Raw genomic sequence first — 16,128 nt, 5'->3', positions numbered from 1 at the left:
GCAGGACTTTGACGCGCGGAGTGCCCTGGTCGGTTCCCGATCTGGCGGTGCGGATCGGGAAGCCACACCGGCCGGAGGCCGGCAAGACTGTCACGGTGCCCCCGGCAGGACTCGAACCTGCGACCTAGGGATTAGAAGGCCCTTGCTCTATCCACCTGAGCTACGGAGGCTGACCGGCGGGCGTGACATCGCACACCAGTTGCCGGGCAGAGAGAGTCTACGACACGGCCGCGGGTATGCCGTGCGCCACGGCGGGCCAGGTCGAATTGGGATCGCGTCAGCTGCCGGTCCTACAGTTGAGGGATGACCCGCACGTCGACGCCCGCCTCCGCGGAGCAGCATCGCGACGCGATGAACGAACCGCGCGGCGTCGTCACCGCGATCCTGTGGGCATCGGGTTGGCTCGCCGCGATCGTCGCAGTCGCCGTCACCGCGATCTCCGCGGCGTCGGCGCTGCGGCTGACCGGCGTACCCGATCCGGGGCCCCTCACCACCTACGGCGCGCCGGCGCTGACCGCGGTCGGCGAGTTCGCCGCGGCCATCGCGCTCGGTTCGGCCGTGTTCGCCGCGTTCTTCGTCCCGCCCCAGGCGAGTGGTGTCCTCGACGTCGGGGGTTATCGCGCCATCCGCATCGCCGCGGCGAGTGCGTTGACGTGGTCGGTCTGCGCCCTCCTCCTGATGCCGTTCTCGGCGTCGGAGGTCAGCGGGGCGCCGCTCGGCGAAGCGATCCGACCCGCCAATCTGCTGACCGCGTACAGCCAGGTCGCAGAGGTGCGCACGTGGTTCTGGACCGCGGTGTTCGCGCTGGTGGCGGCCATCATCGCGCGGATCACCCTGCACTGGGGCCCGACGATCGCGGTGATCGCGTTCGCCGTGTTCAGCCTGATGCCCTCGGCGCTGGCAGGCCACTCGTCGTCGGGCGGCAACCACGACGTGGCCACCAACAGCCTGATCCTGCACATCATCGGGGCGACCCTGTGGCTCGGTGGGCTGGCCGCCGTCGTGGTCTATGCCCTCGCCGACGGACGGTGGCGTGCGCTCGCGGTTCGACGGTTCTCTCGCGTCGCGTTCTGGTGCATCCTCGTCGTCGGCGCCAGCGGCGTGGTCAACGCCTTGGTGCGGGTACCGGTGGGGGACCTGTTCACCGACACGTACGGCCGCCTCGTCGTGGCCAAGGTGGTGTCCCTCGTCGTGCTCGGCGGGCTGGGTGCCTGGCATCGGCGGGTGACCATCGCGCAACTGGATTCCGACGCCAAGCCCTCTCTGTTCGTCCGGTTCGGCCTGGTCGAGTTGGCGGTGTTCGCGGCGACCTTCGGGCTCGCCGTCGGTCTGGGCCGTACTCCGCCGCCCCTCGTCGACACCGCGGAGATCTCGGCGACCGAGAACGCGATCGGATACGACCTCGACGGACCGCCGACGTTCGTCCGTCTTCTCACCGAGTGGCGCTTCGATCTGATCTTCGGTCTCGCCGCCATCGTCCTGGCCGTCGTGTATCTGCGCGGCGTCATCCGCCTGAAGCGCCGGGGCGACGCCTGGCCGGTCGGCCGTACCGTGGCATGGGTTCTCGGGTGTCTGCTGCTGTTGCTGGCGACGTCCTCGGGATTCGGCCGCTATGCGCCGGCGATGTTCAGCATCCACATGATCGCGCACATGCTGATGTCGATGATGGTGCCGGTGCTGCTCGTGCTCGGCGGCCCGGTGACGCTTGCGTTGCGGGCGCTGCCGCCGGCAGGACGGGGCAATCCGCCGGGACCTCGCGAATGGATTCAGCTGGGTGTGCACTCGGCGCCGTCCCGGATTCTGACCCACCCGCTGATCGCCGCGGTCATGTTCGTCGGCAGCTTCTACGTGCTGTATCTGGGCGGTCTGTACGAGGCCGTGGTCCAGTATCACGCGGCTCATCTGCTGATGAATCTCCACTTCCTGATCAGCGGTTACCTGTTCTACTGGCTGGTGATCGGCATCGACCCGGCGCCGCGTCAGGTGTCACCGGTGGCCAAGCTCGGCCTCGTGATGGCCTCGATACCGTTCCACGCGTTCTTCGGCATCGCGCTGATGATGACCACCGCGGTCATCGCCGAGACCTACTACCGTGGACTGAATCTGCCGTGGAACTACGGCTTGTTCGACGATCAGCGCGTCGGCGGCGGAATCGCTTGGGCTGCAGGCGAGATCCCGCTCGTGGTGGTCTTGCTCTCGCTGTTCGTGCAGTGGCAGCGAAGCGACACCAGGCAGGCGCGACGCTACGACCGCAACGCCGTGCGCGACCACGACGCCGACCTCGGTAGCTACAACGAGATGCTCAAGGAGCTCAACAAACGCGGTTGAGCCGTATCCGCCTCAGCTGGACCCCGTCGACACCGTGCAGACCGACGACCCGGCCTGGACGAGGGCACCGATGTGCAGCGGATCGAAGCCGAGCCCGACAGCGGTGGATCCTGTCGCGGCGACCAGCTCCGGTGGGCACCGAAGGCTCGTCACGAGTCCCCGTGCAGCGGCCAGCTCGTCGACGATCGCCACGGTGAACGCGTTGATCGCCGTCCGGACCGGGCCGAGATCCGGCGTCGCGGGCGGCGCCGTCTGACCGGGCAACTGCCATCGGGCGAACAACCCGCGCTGCACGGTCTTGCTCGCCTCGATCTGGTCGCGGAAGACGCTGCGGACGTAGGCCGGATCGAGGTCGCGGTCGAGCGCCAACTGCGACACCGTGTCCAGGACCACCTGTTCGCGGGCCGGGTCGTCGATGGCTGCGCCGGAGGCCCACTTGGTCGCGGCGACGGAGTCGGCCAGTGCGAGTCGGCCTGCCATCGCCTCGGTCAGGCCGGTCAACCCGATCTGTGTGCTCGGCGCCGCGCCCGCGAAGGGCGGGGCCAGCAGCATCATGACCGTCGCGATCAGACCGACCAGAAACCCGCGCATCCGCATTCCGCGATCCTAGGGCGGGAACACCCGGTGCGCCGGTGATCTGTGGGTAACCCGTTCGATTCTCCACAGCCGGGGAAGGTGGACGTTTTCTCATGCCGTCGCGGGTGATCCTGAGTCGGCCACACCTTCCCGTGGCCGACACCCGTAGGAGACGACCATGTTTGAGACGTACACGACCGTCATCGGAACCGTAGTGTCCGATCCCCGCCGGCGTCAGACGACCACCGGCGAGGATGTGATCTCGTTCCGCGTGGCATGCACGTCGCGCCGCATCGACAAGAGCACCGGCGAATGGACCGACGGTCCCACGCTGTACCTCACGGTCAGCTGTTGGCGGCGCCTGCTCACCGGCGTCGGCCTGGCGATCGCCAAGGGGCGGCCGGTGATGGCACACGGCCAGATCAAGACCAACGAGTACCCGTCGGCGGACGGGTCGCGCCGCTCCGATCTCGAGATGACAGCGGTGGCCGTCGGACTCGATCTGAGCCGCTGCGTCGTCACCTATCGGGGCACGCCCGCGCAGGGACGCGCGGTCGACGCGCCGACCGTCGCGCCGGCGCCGGCAGCCCAGGAGTCGGCGGCGTGACCTGACGGTCGGATCGGGCCCGCGTGACAGGGCCCGAACCCACCGGACCGTCGCCCGGCATCCGGCGGCGACTAGGCTGGATTCCATGTGTGTGCGCTCTGGGCGCCCACCCCCGCGTCCGCGGCTGACAATCACACGGCATCGAGCAGGTCCGAAGGAGTTTTCACGTGGCTGAGTTCATCTACACGATGAAGAAGGTTCGCAAGGCGCACGGCGACAGGGTCATCCTCGACGACGTCACCATGTCCTTCTACCCGGGCGCCAAGATCGGCGTGGTGGGTCCCAACGGCGCCGGCAAGTCGTCGATCCTGAAGATCATGGCCGGCCTGGACCAGCCGTCGAACGGCGAGGCCTTCCTCGACCCCGACGCGACGGTCGGCATCCTGCTCCAGGAACCGCCTCTGAACGAGGAGAAGACGGTCAAGGAGAACGTCGAAGAGGGCATGGGCGAGATCAAGGTCAAGCTCGACCGCTTCAACGAGATCGCCGAGCAGCTCGCCACCGACTACTCCGACGAGCTGATGGAGGAGATGGGCAAACTCCAGGAAGACCTGGACAACAACGACGCCTGGGACCTCGACTCGCAGCTCGAGCAGGCCATGGACGCCCTGCGGTGTCCGCCGGCCGACTCGCCGGTCACCCACCTCTCCGGCGGTGAGCGGCGCCGCGTCGCGCTGTGCAAGCTGCTGCTGCAGAAGCCCGACCTCCTCCTGCTCGACGAGCCGACCAACCACCTCGACGCCGAGTCGGTGCTCTGGCTCGAGCAGTTCCTGGCGAGCTACCCCGGCGCCGTGCTGGCCGTGACCCACGACCGGTACTTCCTCGACCATGTCGCGCAGTGGATCTGCGAGGTCGACCGCGGCAAGCTGCACCCGTACGAGGGCAACTACTCGACCTACTTGGAGAAGAAGGCCGAGCGTCTCGAGGTCCAGGGCAAGAAGGACCAGAAGCTCCAGAAGCGGCTGAAGGAAGAGCTGGCCTGGGTTCGTTCGGGCGCCAAGGCCCGTCAGACCAAGAACAAGGCCCGTCTGGCCCGGTACGAGGAGATGGCCGCCGAGGCGGAGAAGACCCGCAAGCTCGACTTCGAGGAGATCCAGATCCCGACGCCGCCTCGTCTGGGCGACGTCGTGGTCGAGGTCTCCCACCTGGACAAGGGCTTCGAAGGCCGGGTTCTCATCAAGGATCTGTCGTTCACGCTGCCGCGCAACGGCATCGTCGGCGTGATCGGACCCAACGGCGTCGGCAAGACGACCCTGTTCAAGACCATCGTCGGGCTCGAGCAGCCGGATTCGGGCACCGTCAAGGTGGGCGAGACGGTCAAGCTGAGCTATGTCGACCAGAGCCGCGCCAACATCGACCCCAAGAAAACGGTGTGGGAGGTCGTGTCCGACGGACTCGACTACATCGAGGTCGGTCAGAACGAGATGCCCTCGCGCGCGTACGTCAGCGCCTTCGGGTTCAAGGGGCCCGACCAGCAGAAGCGCTCCGAGGTGCTCTCCGGCGGTGAGCGCAACCGATTGAACCTCGCGCTCACCCTGAAAGAGGGCGGCAACCTGATCCTGCTCGACGAGCCCACCAACGACCTCGACGTCGAGACCCTGGGCTCACTGGAGAACGCGCTCGAGCAGTTCCCGGGTTGTGCCGTGGTGATCAGCCACGACCGCTGGTTCCTCGACCGGACCTGTACCCACATCCTGGCGTGGGAGGGCAACGTCGAAGAGGGGCAGTGGTTCTGGTTCGAGGGCAACTTCGAGGCCTACGAGGCGAACAAGATCGACCGTCTCGGCGCCGACGCCGCCCGCCCCCACCGCGTCACACACCGCAAACTCACTCGCGATTAATCCCGACCCCGTCCGGCGCGGGTGACTAGCATCGGCAGATGTGACGTCACTCGTTCCGGACGCGGTGAACCACTACTTCAGGTCGCGGACCGACGGGTCGGCAGGCGAGTCGGCCGCTGACCAGGTCATCAGGCATCTCGATGCCGCTCGCGTCCGCCGTCGCGGGCAGGCGCTCGTCGAGGTGACTGCGGGTGAGGGCGGAACGGTCGAGATCCTCGTCGTCAACGACGACATGCCGATGCTCGTCGAAGCCGTCCTGGCCACGGTCGAGGCACATGACCTCACCGTCGACCGGATGGATCATCCGGTGATGCCGGTACGACGCGACTCCGAGGGCACACTCGTCGCCGTCGACGCCGGCGAGACGACCTCTGAGTCGTGGATCGTCGTCAGCGGTCTCGCGCGTCATCCGGGGATCGACCCGGAGCCGTTGCGCGAAGATCTCCGCGAAGTCGTCTCGCGGGTCATCGACGTCGATGCCGACGCATCGGACATGCGTGCGCGCATGGTGGCGTGTGCCGGCGAGATGGCCGACGCGCCGCTCGCACGGACCGGCGTCGGCGATGCCGAGCGCGGTGAATACGCAGCTCTTCTCGAGTGGTTCGCGGGTAATCACTTCCATCCACTGGGCTATGCGCGGGTGGGTGTGGACGGCTCCGCGGCGGACGCGGAACGTCTCGGCGTGTGGCGAACCGACTCCATCGACCGCGATTTCCCGTCGGTGTCCGACCGCCGACTGATGCCCAGGGTGAGCCGGGTGTTCGTTGCGACCGGCATCCAGCGGACGAATTTTCCTGTGCTGCTCCAGGTTCCGACGTTCAACGGGAGCGGTGAACACAACGGTGAGCACCGGTTCCTCGGCACCCTCACCTCGGCGGGCAACCACCAGGCCGTTCTCGACGTCCCGGTGCTGCGGGGCAAGGTGCACGATGTCCTCGCGCACGCCGGTGTCGAGGAGGACTCCTTCGCCGGGCAGTCGATGATCGAACTGTTGCAGAACTACCCGCTGGTGGAGATGTTCTCGTCGACCGAAGACGAGCTCGAACGTCGGCTCACCGAGATGCTCGACGCGGTGGCGACGCGGTCGTTGCGCCTCTTCGTGCGCACCAACTTCGACGGACGCACCGCGGTCGCGCTCATCTACCTTCCCCGGGACCGCTACAACACCGACAGCCGGCTGGCACTCGAACGTGCGCTGGTCGCCGAAGTCGACGGGACGGCACTGGAATACACGGCGCGCGTCAGTGAGATGCCGCTGGCGCTGTTGCAGGTGCTGGTCTGCATCGATCCGACGACCGCTGCCGAGCTCGGTTCCGTCGACACGGGATCGCCGGCCCACGCGCGGATGCAGGCCTCGCTGGCGGCCGCGATCCGCGGTTGGGACGAGCGGGTTCGCGAACTGGCTGCCGCCGAGGACATCCCCGGGCTCGGAGGCGGCCCGGACGTGCTGCTGCGCCAGTTGTCCTCGTTGTCGGAGGATTACAAGGAGCTTCGTGAACCGCGCGCGGCGCTCGCCGATCTGATTCGCGTCGTGGGTCTGCAGCCGGGCGAGATCGACGTGACCCTCGACGCCGCCGAGTCGGGAGGAGACGCGCAGCAGGACCGGTGGATCTTCACGCTCTACCTCTGCGGAGCGTCGGCAACACTCACCGACGTCCTGCCGGTGCTGCACAGTCTCGGCCTCGACGTCCTGGAGGAACATCCCTACGAGATCCATCGGTTGGATGAAACAGTCTGCTGGGCATACGAATTCAGTGTGCAGCTCGCGGCCGGGATGACCGTGGACCTGGACCACGCCGACGATCTCGCCGACCGGTTCACCGAGGCCTTCCGGCGCATCTGGCTGGCCGGCGCGGACGTCGACGCCTACAACGAACTCGTCATCCGGTCGGGTCTGGACTGGCGGTCGGCGGCGATGCTGCGGGCCTACGGCCAGTACCTGCGCCAGTGCGGATTCTCCTACAGCTCGGCCCACGTGGCCGCCGTACTCGGGCAGCATCTCGCCATCACCCGCGGGCTGGTGGATCTTTTCGTGGCGTCCTTCGACCCCGAGACCGCCGACGAGAAGCGCCGAGAACGACTGCGCGAACGGCTCGCCGAGGAGATCGGGCTCGTGCTGAGCCTCGACGCCGACCGCATCGTCTCCGCGTTCGCCGCGGTCCTCAGCGCGACCGATCGCACGAACTACTTCGTCGGCGGCCGGGACCCCGACACCGACCACTGTCCGGTCATCTCGTTCAAACTCCGTCCGCGCGACATCCCGCAGACCCCGAAACCCCGTCCGCTGCATGAGATCTTCGTCTACTCACCGCGTGTCGAGGGGGTCCACCTCCGATTCGGTTCGGTCGCCCGCGGCGGCCTGCGGTGGTCGGACCGTCGCGAGGACTTCCGAACCGAGATCCTCGGACTCGCGAAGGCGCAGGCGGTGAAGAACGCCGTGATCGTTCCGCTCGGCGCGAAGGGCGGTTTCGTCGTCAAGCGACCGCCGCCGCCCTCCGGGGACGCCGCGCGGGACCGGGAGGCGCAGCGGGCCGAGGGAATCGCGTGCTACCGGCAGTTCATCGCCGGGTTGCTCGACGTCACCGACAACATCGATCTCACGACCGGCGAGGTGATCCCCGCCCGCGGGGTCGTCCGGCTCGACTCCGACGACACCTACCTGGTGGTCGCGGCCGACAAGGGCACCGCGTCGTTCTCCGACATCGCCAACGACGTGTCGACGTCGTACGGGTTCTGGCTCGGCGACGCCTTCGCCTCCGGCGGCTCGGCCGGATACGACCACAAGGCCATGGGCATCACCGCCCGCGGGGCGTGGGAGTCGGTCAAGCGTCATTTCCGCGAGATGGGCACCGACACCCAGTCGCAGGACTTCACCGTCGTCGGGATCGGTGACATGAGCGGCGACGTCTTCGGGAACGGCATGCTGCTCAGCGAGCACATCCGACTCGTCGCCGCCTTCGACCATCGGCACATCTTCGTCGACCCCGACCCGCAGGCGGCGGCGTCGTTCGAGGAGCGCACGCGGCTCTTCGAACTGCCCCGTTCCTCATGGGCCGACTACGACACCGACCTCATCAGCGCCGGCGGCGGAGTGTGGGCGCGCGATCTCAAGTCCATCCCGATCACCCCGGAGATGGCGGAAGCACTGGGCTTCGACGAAGCCGTCGATGAGCTGTCGCCGCCCGACCTGATCCGCGCGATCCTGCTCGCCCCGGTCGACCTGCTGTGGAACGGCGGCATCGGCACCTACGTCAAGGCCTCGACCGAATCGCACGGGAGCGTCGGCGACAAGTCCAACGATCCGATCCGCGTCGACGGCAACGAGGTGCGGGCCAAGGTGATCGGCGAAGGCGGCAACCTCGGGGTCACCGAGCGCGGTCGGATCGAATTCGACCTGGCCGGGGGCCGCATCAACACCGACGCCCTGGACAATTCGGCCGGTGTCGACTGTTCCGACCACGAGGTCAACATCAAGATCCTGCTCGACTCGGCAGTCTCGGCGGGTGAGCTCGACGCCGCCGATCGGGACCCGCTGCTGGAGTCGATGACCGACGAGGTCGCCGAACTCGTTCTCGCCGACAACATCTCGCAGAACTCCGAACTCGGATTCTGCCGGACCTTCGAGCTGACACGCGTGGAGGTGCACGCCCGCATGCTCGAACACCTCGCCGCCAAGCGCGGTGTCGACCTGCGCCTGGAGGCACTGCCCGAGCCACGCGAATTGCGGAGACGAGTCGACGGGGATCTGCACCGCGGCCTCACCTCACCCGAGTTCGCCACGCTCATGGCGCACGTCAAACTCGAGTCCAAAGCCGACCTGCTCGCCACCGACCTGCCCGACAACGACGTGTTCGCGCCCCGCATCGCGCGCTACTTCCCGGACGCGGTCCGTGCGAGGTACCCCGATGCGATCGGCGGGCACCGTCTACGCCGCCAGATCGTGGCGACGACCCTCGTCAACGATGTGATCGACCACGCAGGCATGACCCATCTGTTCCGGTTGAGCGAGGGGAGCAGCTGCACCACCGAAGAGGGTGTGCGTGCATACGTGGTGTCCAACAAGGTCTTCGGCATGAACGAGGTCGTCGAGGGCATCCGGCACGCGCCCGCGCCGGTCGAGGCCGTCGACGAGATGATGCTCTACGCGCGACGCCTGTTGTTCCGGGCCTCCCGGTGGTTGCTCGCCTTCCGGCCGCAGCCGCTGGCCATGGCCGCCGAGATCACTCGTTACGGCGAGCGGGTCGCGTCGTTGTCCGCCGTCGTCGATGACTGGTACGGCCCGACGTCGCTCCGCGATATCACCGAGCGTGCCCGGGGCTTCGCCGACCGCGGGGTGCCCGAGGACCTCGCCCGCACCGTCGCGGCGAGCCTGCACCGGTTCTGCCTGCTCGACATCATCGACGCCGCCGAGATCGCCGACCGCGACGCCGCCGAGGTCGGCGAGCTGTACTTCGCCGTGATGGAACACTTCGAGCTCGAGCAGTTGCTCACGGCGGTGTCGGGACTCGAGTACGGCGACCGGTGGCATGCGCTCGCGCGGCTGGCCGTGCGCGACGACATGCATGGTGCCCTGCGAGCGCTCACGCTGAAGATCCTCGAGGTGAGCGAACCCGAGGAGAGCACGGCGGAGAAGATTGCCGAATGGGAGTCCTCACAGTCGAGCCGGCTCAGTCGGGTTCGCAGCGTGCTCCGAGAGATCGACGAGACCGGGACCGCAGACCTCGCCACCCTCACGGTCGCCGCCCGCCAGTTGCGCAGCGTGATCCGCTGAGCCCGCGGCCGTCGGAGTAATCGTCCGACGACCGGTGTCACGACGGCCTAGCCTGGGCGTATGACTCGAATTGCGCCGCGCATCTGTCCACTCTGCGAGGCCACCTGCGGTCTTACCCTCAGTATCGACCGGGATTCCACGACCGGCCGCGAGATCGTCACCGGGGCACGCGGCGATGCCGAGGACGTGTTCAGCGCCGGATATATCTGTCCGAAGGGCGCGAGCTTCGCGCAGCTCGACAACGATCCTGATCGCCTCGATCGACCGCTCGTCCGACGCGACGGCCGGCTCGTCGACACCGATTGGGACACAGCGCTCGCGGCGGCCGTCGACGGACTCGGTGAGGTGATCGCGACCTCCGGTGGCGAGTCGATCGGTTTCTACCTCGGCAACCCGTCCGCGCACACCGTCGCGGGCACGATGTACGCGCCGCTGCTCATCCGCGCGCTCGGGACCCACAACGTGTTCAGTGCGAGCACGCTCGATCAGATGCCGAAGCAGGCAGCCACCGGCTATCTCGTCGGACACGCGGGGACCTTCGCCGTCCCGGATCTCGACCGTACCGACCATCTCGTGATCATCGGAGCGAATCCGGTGGTCTCCAACGGCAGCGTGACCACGGCCGCCGACTTCCCGGGCAAACTCACCGCGCTGCGCCGACGCGGCGGGCGGCTCACGGTCATCGACCCGGCGCGCACTCGCACGGCCAAACTGGCCGACACCCACCTCGCACCGCGACCGGGCACCGACGCGGCGCTGCTGTCCGCGGTCGTCCAGTGCCTGTTCGACGAAGACCTCGTCGCCGACGACCTCGGCGGGATAGCCGCACACGTCATCGGCGTCGACGCGCTGCGACACGAGATGAGGGAGTTCACGCCCGAGCGTGTCGCTACGTTCTGCGGTGTCGCTGCCGCTGACATCCGGGAGCTCGCGCGGTCGATCGCCGCGTCCCCGTCGGCAGCCGTCTATGGCCGAATGGGCACCACGACAGTGCAATTCGGAACCCTGGGCAGTTGGCTCATCGATGTGGTGAACATCCTGACCGGCAACTTCGACCGTCCCGGGGGAGTGATGTTCCCGCTCGCCCCGACGGCACCGGCCCCACGCCCGGCCCGTGCGGGACGCGGGTTCCGCACCGGGAGATGGCGCAGCCGCGTGTCCGGACATGCGGAGGTCGGCGGCGAGCTGCCCGCCGTCGCGATGGCCGAGGAGTTCGAGACACCCGGCGACGGACGGCTACGCGCCCTGGTCACCGTGTCAGGCAACCCGGTGTTGTCCGCACCCAACGGCGGGCGGCTGGGGCATGCGCTCGACGACGCGCAGTTCGTGGTCTGTGTCGACCCGTACCTGAACGAGACGACACGACACGCGCACGTTCTCCTGCCGCCCCCGCGCCCGTCGCAGAGTCCGCACTTCGACGCCGTTTTGAACAATCTGGCGGTCCGGGCCACCGTCCGCTATTCACCGCCCGTGCTGCCGCTCCCGCCGGGGCGACCGGACGAGATCGAGATCGTCTCCCGGTTGATCCTGGGACTCTCCGGGGCCGGAGTCGACGCCGACCCCGGGCTCGTCGACGAGCAGGTCATCGGAGCGACACTGGCCAAGGAGGTCGCCGACCCGCATTCACCGGTCGCGGGTCGCGACGTCGACTCACTGGTCGCGATGCTGCCCGAGGGGCCGGGACATCTACGTCGTCTGGACATGCAGCTGCGCATCGGCGATTACGGCGACGCTTTCGGCACACGGGACGGACTCACGTTCGCGGATGTGGTGGCCGCGCCGCACGGCATCGACCTGGGACCGATGCGGCCGCGTCTACCCGGAGTGCTCCGCACCGCGTCCGGCAAGGTCGAACTCGCCCCCGACGCGCTCGTCGGTGACCTCGCCCGACTGTCGGCCGCCGTATCCGCCGTGTCCGGCGCGGTTCCGGTGGCGGACGGGAGCCTGCTGCTGGTCGGCCGCCGCCACCTGCGGTCCAACAACAGCTGGATGCACAATCTGCCTGCGCTCACCGGCGGTACCAACCGCTGCACTCTGCTGATGCATCCCGACGACGCCGACCGCCTCGGGATCTCCGATGTCGCAAAGGTCCGCGGCGCGGGCGGGATGCTGACCGTTCCCGTCGAGATCACCACCGACATCCGCCCGGGCGTCGCGTCGCTGCCGCACGGGTGGGGTCACGACGTCGAGGGCATCCGGCTCGGAGTCGCTTCCGCCGACCCGGGCGTGAACGTCAATGACCTGAACGACGGCGCGCTGTTGGACCCGCTGTCGGGAACCGTCGTCCTCAACGGTCTTCCGGTGGACATCGCGCCTGCCTGACCTGGTGGCCCGGTGCGTAGGGTGGCACCCGGGCGGCCGCGAGGGCCACCCCGGGGATACCGATCTGACAGGGGATGACGTACGTGCTGAACGAGGACGCCGGGACCGCGACCGCCGCCGGATATGTGGTCGAGGTGCCGGTCCGGTGGTCGGACATGGATGTCTACGCGCACATCAACCATGCCCGGATGGTGACGTTGCTCGAAGAGGCTCGTATCCCGTGGCTGTTCTACGACGGCCGGCCGACCGCTCCGCTGCGGGACGGTTGTCTGGTCGCCGATCTACACGTGAGATATCAAGCGCAGCTGCGTCATTCCGAGGGGCCCATCGAGGTCACGATGTACGTGGAGCGACTGCGCGCTGTCGACTTCACCGTCGGTTACGAGGTGCGGGCGGCGGGCGCCGACCCCGCCTCGCGCCCGGCCGTCGTCGCGAGCACCCAGCTCGTCGCCTTCGACGTCGAGGCGCAACGCATTGCGCGGCTGACCCCGGAGCAGAAGGACTACCTCGCCGGATTCCGCCGGGTGAGAGACGAATCCAGCACTCGATCCGCCGGACCCAGCTGATGGAGCGGTTCATCGAGATCGCGTCGTCCGACCGATCCAATGCTCTCGCGTTCCTGGCACATGCCGTGCGTCTCGACGACGCCGCGGTCGTCCGGGTGGTGGCGCGATCGGATGGGCTGGTGGCCCTGTGGGCACACACCGGATTCGATGTCCTCGCCACGCGTTCGGTGACCGGACGGGTCGCGCCGACCGACGTTGTGTGCGACGCGTCGACCCTGCGATCCAAGGTCGAGGCGGCCGGGCCCGGCGACGCGGTCGACCCCGGTTTCTCGCTCGACAGTGCCTGGCGCGGAGCGCTTCCCGCCGCGGTCGGCTTCCGGCACATCGACGACGTCCCCGCCCGTAGCATCGTCGAACTGTCCAGGGAGGGCGCCCGTGTCGCGCGCGAGGACGGCAGCGGGCACGGTCCCGCAACCGGTCTGCTCGACCAGGATGTCCTGGAGGTCACTTCCGACGACGGTGCACTGCGGGCCGCGGTGAGCATGAGGTCGGTCTTCGCCCTCACCGGTATGGGGTTCATCCGCGACGCGGCCGGGCGCGCGGTCACCGAGACCTCCGACACCGGCGCGATCGCCGCCGACGAACCGGTGCGAATCCGGATGTCTGCGGCGTGGATTCGGATCGACGCGCGCTTCGGGTCGGTCTACCAGCGCCGCCATCGCGATCTCGCGGTCACCGTCCTGAATTAGGCGGCCGGGCCCGTCACACGAGCCAGGCCGCCGCGTCCGGCGGGAGCATCCCGTCGATGAGAGGCGAACTGACGAGCAGCAATTCACCGGGCGGGAGCGGAACCGGCACCTCGCCGGCGTTCAGTGCACAGACCAGCCGGCCCTCGGAACGGCGGAACGCCAGGCACCCCTCGGGTGCGCCGTACCATTCGATGTGCTCGCCGGCGAACTCCGGTCGCGTCACGCGCAGGTCGATGGCGGCGCGGTAGAGCGACAACATCGAACCCACGTCCTCGAGCTGGGCTTCGACGCTGAGGGCCTGCCACGAGGCGGGCATCGGTAACCAGGTGTCGGTCGACGTGCTGAATCCGAATGGGGGCTCGGTCCCTTCCCAGGGGATCGGGACGCGGCATCCGTCGCGGCCGCGTTCGGTGCGTCCCGAACGCTCCCACACCGGGTCCTGCAGGGCGTCGTCCGGGAGGTCGTCGACGTTGGGCAACCCCAGTTCGGATCCGTTGTAGAGGAAAATCGTTCCGGGCAGCGCCATCTCGACGACGAGCATCGCACGCGCACGCCTCGTTCCCCGTTCGAGGTCGAGCGAGCCGGTCTCCGGATCGACCACCGCGTAGCGGGTGACCTCGCGGGCGACATCATGATTCGACAGTGTCCACGTGGGCGTGCCCGACACCGACAGGACCGCGTCGAGAGAGTTCTCGATGGCCTCTCTGATCGCGCCGGAGTCGAACGGCGCCTTGGCGAGCCGGAAGTTGAAACCGAGATGCAGTTCGTCGGGGCGCAGGTACTCGGCGAAACGCTCGTTGTCGCTGACCCAGATCTCGCCGACATTGGCCGCGCCGGGGTATTCGTCGAGAACCTTGCGGATCTTGCGGTGGATCTCGTGCACCGCATAGTTGTTGAAGCGCGGATCGTCGTCCGAGTTCTGCAGGAGTTTGGTCGCCGACAGATCCATGTCCGGCAGATCGGCGGGCTTGGCCATCCCGTGGGCGACGTCGATGCGGAAACCGTCGACGCCGCGGTCGAGCCAGAAGCGCAGGGTCTCCTCCAGATCGGCGAAGACGTCGGGGTTCTCCCAGTTCAGGTCCGGCTGTTCTTTCGCGAAGATGTGCAGGTACCACTGTCCGGGCGAACCGTCGGCCTCCGTCACCCGGGTCCAGGCCGGTCCGCCGAAGATACTGTGCCAGTTGTTCGGCGGCTCGTCGCCGTCGTCGCCACGGCCGTCGCGGAAGATGTATCGCGCCCGCTCGGGACTGCCGGGTGCCGCCGCGAGCGCGGCGACGAACCACTCGTGCTGATCGCTCGTGTGATTGGGGACGAGGTCCATCGTGACGCGGATGTCGCGCTCGTGGGCCTCGGCGATGAGGTCGTCGAACACGTCGAGATCGCCGAACAGGGGATCGATGTCGCGCGGATCGGAGACGTCGTAACCGTGATCGGCCATGGGGGAGGCCATGATCGGACTGAGCCAGATCGCATCGATCCCGAGCAGTTCGAGGTAGCCGAGTTTGTCGATGACCCCGGCGAGGTCGCCGACGCCGTCGCCGTTCAGATCGGAGAACGAGCGAGGGTAGATCTGGTAGAAGACCGCGGACTTCCACCACGAGGTGTCCGACGGATCCAACTGGGACACAACGGGCGGTGCGGCCGGTGTGTCCGAGGCCACGGGTGCCGCCTCTGTCGCCGACTCATCCGGGGCCGGCTCGTCGCGCGCATCGACATCCGATTCGATCGCGCCGTCGTCGTACGGCGCATCCTCGGGCTGACCCCCGTCAGTTGGCTCGGCGGGGACAACATCTGGTGTCTCGTCGCTCACCGTGGTCATTGTGCCCTACCTGAGTTTTCTCGGAGAAATCCAGGTCAGTCGGCGAGTCGGGCGGCGTGTCGGGAGCGAAACCGCTCTCAGATGGGTGAATTCATCATCGATTGCGCCGCCATCTCCATGTAGTCGATCAACGCCCGGCGATGCGGGGCGTCGAGCGTCTCGTCGTCGATGGACGCGATCGCGGTGTGCATGCAGCGGAGCCATGCGTCGCGCTCGATCGGGCCGACACGGAACGGATTGTGGCGCATGCGGAGCCGGGGATGACCGCGCTCATCGGAGTAGGTCCGGGGCCCGCCCCAGTACTGCTCGAGGAACATCCGCATCCGACGCTCGGCGGGGCCGAGGTCCTCCTCGGGATACAGCGGCCGCAACACCTCGTCGCGGGCCACCTCGTCGTAGAACACAGCGGTGAGGCGCCGGAACGTCTCGGCACCACCGACCTCGTCGTAGAAGGTCCGCGCCGGGGTCTCCGGTGCCGGTGTGCTCGGAGGGGATGTGTTGGGTTCGCCGGTCACCTCCGCCATTGTCCTCACCCGGGCCCGAGGTCTCAACGTGGCGCCCGGGTCGGGCCCGTGAGCTGGCCCGACACCATGAAACGGCCTCCGCGTG

At 68.0% G+C, this 16,128-nt stretch carries 10 protein-coding genes and 1 tRNA gene; 7 read left to right on the top strand and 4 right to left on the bottom strand.

The genetic code is table 11. From position 1 onward, the window contains the following. Positions 1-96: 96 nt before the first annotated feature. A tRNA-Arg gene (locus ABIC25_RS02530) sits at positions 97-170 on the bottom strand. A 133-nt stretch (positions 171-303) separates the two neighbouring features. Between ABIC25_RS02530 and ABIC25_RS02525 the strand changes: the two genes are divergently transcribed. Continuing rightward, the gene (locus tag ABIC25_RS02525; protein WP_354559774.1) at positions 304-2,328 is read left to right on the top strand and encodes a bifunctional copper resistance protein CopD/cytochrome c oxidase assembly protein; all 2,025 of its coding nucleotides are present in this window, start codon (positions 304-306) and stop codon (positions 2,326-2,328) included. 12 nt (positions 2,329-2,340) lie between these two features. Here ABIC25_RS02525 and ABIC25_RS02520 read toward each other — a convergent pair whose 3' ends face one another. After that, a complete protein-coding gene (locus tag ABIC25_RS02520) occupies positions 2,341-2,925 on the bottom strand; it encodes a chorismate mutase (RefSeq protein WP_354559772.1) in 585 nt (194 codons plus the stop codon). Between the two features lie 157 nt (positions 2,926-3,082). Here ABIC25_RS02520 and ABIC25_RS02515 point away from each other — a divergent pair, with 157 nt between their 5' ends. The 6 genes from ABIC25_RS02515 (at position 3,083) to ABIC25_RS02490 (ending at position 13,700) form a co-directional block, all read left to right on the top strand. Continuing rightward, complete coding sequence (locus ABIC25_RS02515; protein ID WP_004019578.1) at positions 3,083-3,511, top strand: single-stranded DNA-binding protein; 429 nt, start codon at positions 3,083-3,085, stop codon at positions 3,509-3,511. Between the two features lie 167 nt (positions 3,512-3,678). After that, positions 3,679-5,352, top strand: a complete 1,674-nt coding sequence (gene ettA, locus ABIC25_RS02510; RefSeq protein WP_354559770.1) for an energy-dependent translational throttle protein EttA — start codon at positions 3,679-3,681, stop codon at positions 5,350-5,352. Positions 5,353-5,392: 40 nt separating this feature from the next. After that, the gene (locus tag ABIC25_RS02505; RefSeq protein WP_354559768.1) at positions 5,393-10,123 is read left to right on the top strand and encodes an NAD-glutamate dehydrogenase; all 4,731 of its coding nucleotides are present in this window, start codon (positions 5,393-5,395) and stop codon (positions 10,121-10,123) included. Positions 10,124-10,183: 60 nt separating this feature from the next. Next, complete coding sequence (locus tag ABIC25_RS02500; protein WP_354559767.1) at positions 10,184-12,445, top strand: molybdopterin-dependent oxidoreductase; 2,262 nt, start codon at positions 10,184-10,186, stop codon at positions 12,443-12,445. A 74-nt stretch (positions 12,446-12,519) separates the two neighbouring features. Then, positions 12,520-13,011, top strand: coding sequence for an acyl-CoA thioesterase (locus tag ABIC25_RS02495; RefSeq protein ID WP_354559766.1), 492 nt, complete (start codon positions 12,520-12,522; stop codon positions 13,009-13,011). Beyond that, complete coding sequence (locus tag ABIC25_RS02490) at positions 13,011-13,700, top strand: DUF8010 domain-containing protein (protein WP_354559764.1); 690 nt, start codon at positions 13,011-13,013, stop codon at positions 13,698-13,700. The genes ABIC25_RS02495 and ABIC25_RS02490 overlap by 1 nt, the downstream gene beginning before the upstream one ends. 13 nt (positions 13,701-13,713) lie before the next feature. On the opposite strand, the gene ABIC25_RS02485 is transcribed toward ABIC25_RS02490, so the two are convergent. Together ABIC25_RS02485 and ABIC25_RS02480 are read right to left on the bottom strand one after the other, a co-directional pair. After that, positions 13,714-15,519, bottom strand: a complete 1,806-nt coding sequence (locus tag ABIC25_RS02485) for a glycoside hydrolase family 13 protein (RefSeq protein WP_354559763.1) — start codon at positions 15,517-15,519, stop codon at positions 13,714-13,716. 77 nt (positions 15,520-15,596) lie between these two features. Further along, a complete protein-coding gene (locus tag ABIC25_RS02480; protein WP_004019591.1) occupies positions 15,597-16,043 on the bottom strand; it encodes a globin in 447 nt (148 codons plus the stop codon). Positions 16,044-16,128: the final 85 nt, after the last annotated feature.

This window comes from Gordonia sp. PvP123, assembly GCF_040547295.1.
Classification (GTDB): domain Bacteria; phylum Actinomycetota; class Actinomycetes; order Mycobacteriales; family Mycobacteriaceae; genus Gordonia; species Gordonia terrae.
The sequence above is the reverse complement of the archived record's forward strand: the minus strand, read 5'-3'. Positions and strand labels throughout refer to the sequence as shown.

Bases quoted from the DNA above. Each gene is read 5' to 3' on its own strand.
- ABIC25_RS02520 (WP_354559772.1), bottom strand. From the start codon at position 2,925: ATGCGGATGCGCGGGTTTCTGGTCGGTCTGATCGCGACGGTCATGATG.
- ABIC25_RS02525 (WP_354559774.1), top strand. From the start codon at position 304: ATGACCCGCACGTCGACGCCCGCCTCCGCGGAGCAGCATCGCGACGCG.
- ABIC25_RS02515 (WP_004019578.1), top strand. From the start codon at position 3,083: ATGTTTGAGACGTACACGACCGTCATCGGAACCGTAGTGTCCGATCCC.
- ABIC25_RS02495 (WP_354559766.1), top strand. From the start codon at position 12,520: ATGACGTACGTGCTGAACGAGGACGCCGGGACCGCGACCGCCGCCGGA.
- ABIC25_RS02480 (WP_004019591.1), bottom strand. From the start codon at position 16,043: ATGGCGGAGGTGACCGGCGAACCCAACACATCCCCTCCGAGCACACCG.
- ABIC25_RS02485 (WP_354559763.1), bottom strand. From the start codon at position 15,519: ATGACCACGGTGAGCGACGAGACACCAGATGTTGTCCCCGCCGAGCCA.
- ABIC25_RS02500 (WP_354559767.1), top strand. From the start codon at position 10,184: ATGACTCGAATTGCGCCGCGCATCTGTCCACTCTGCGAGGCCACCTGC.
- ABIC25_RS02490 (WP_354559764.1), top strand. From the start codon at position 13,011: ATGGAGCGGTTCATCGAGATCGCGTCGTCCGACCGATCCAATGCTCTC.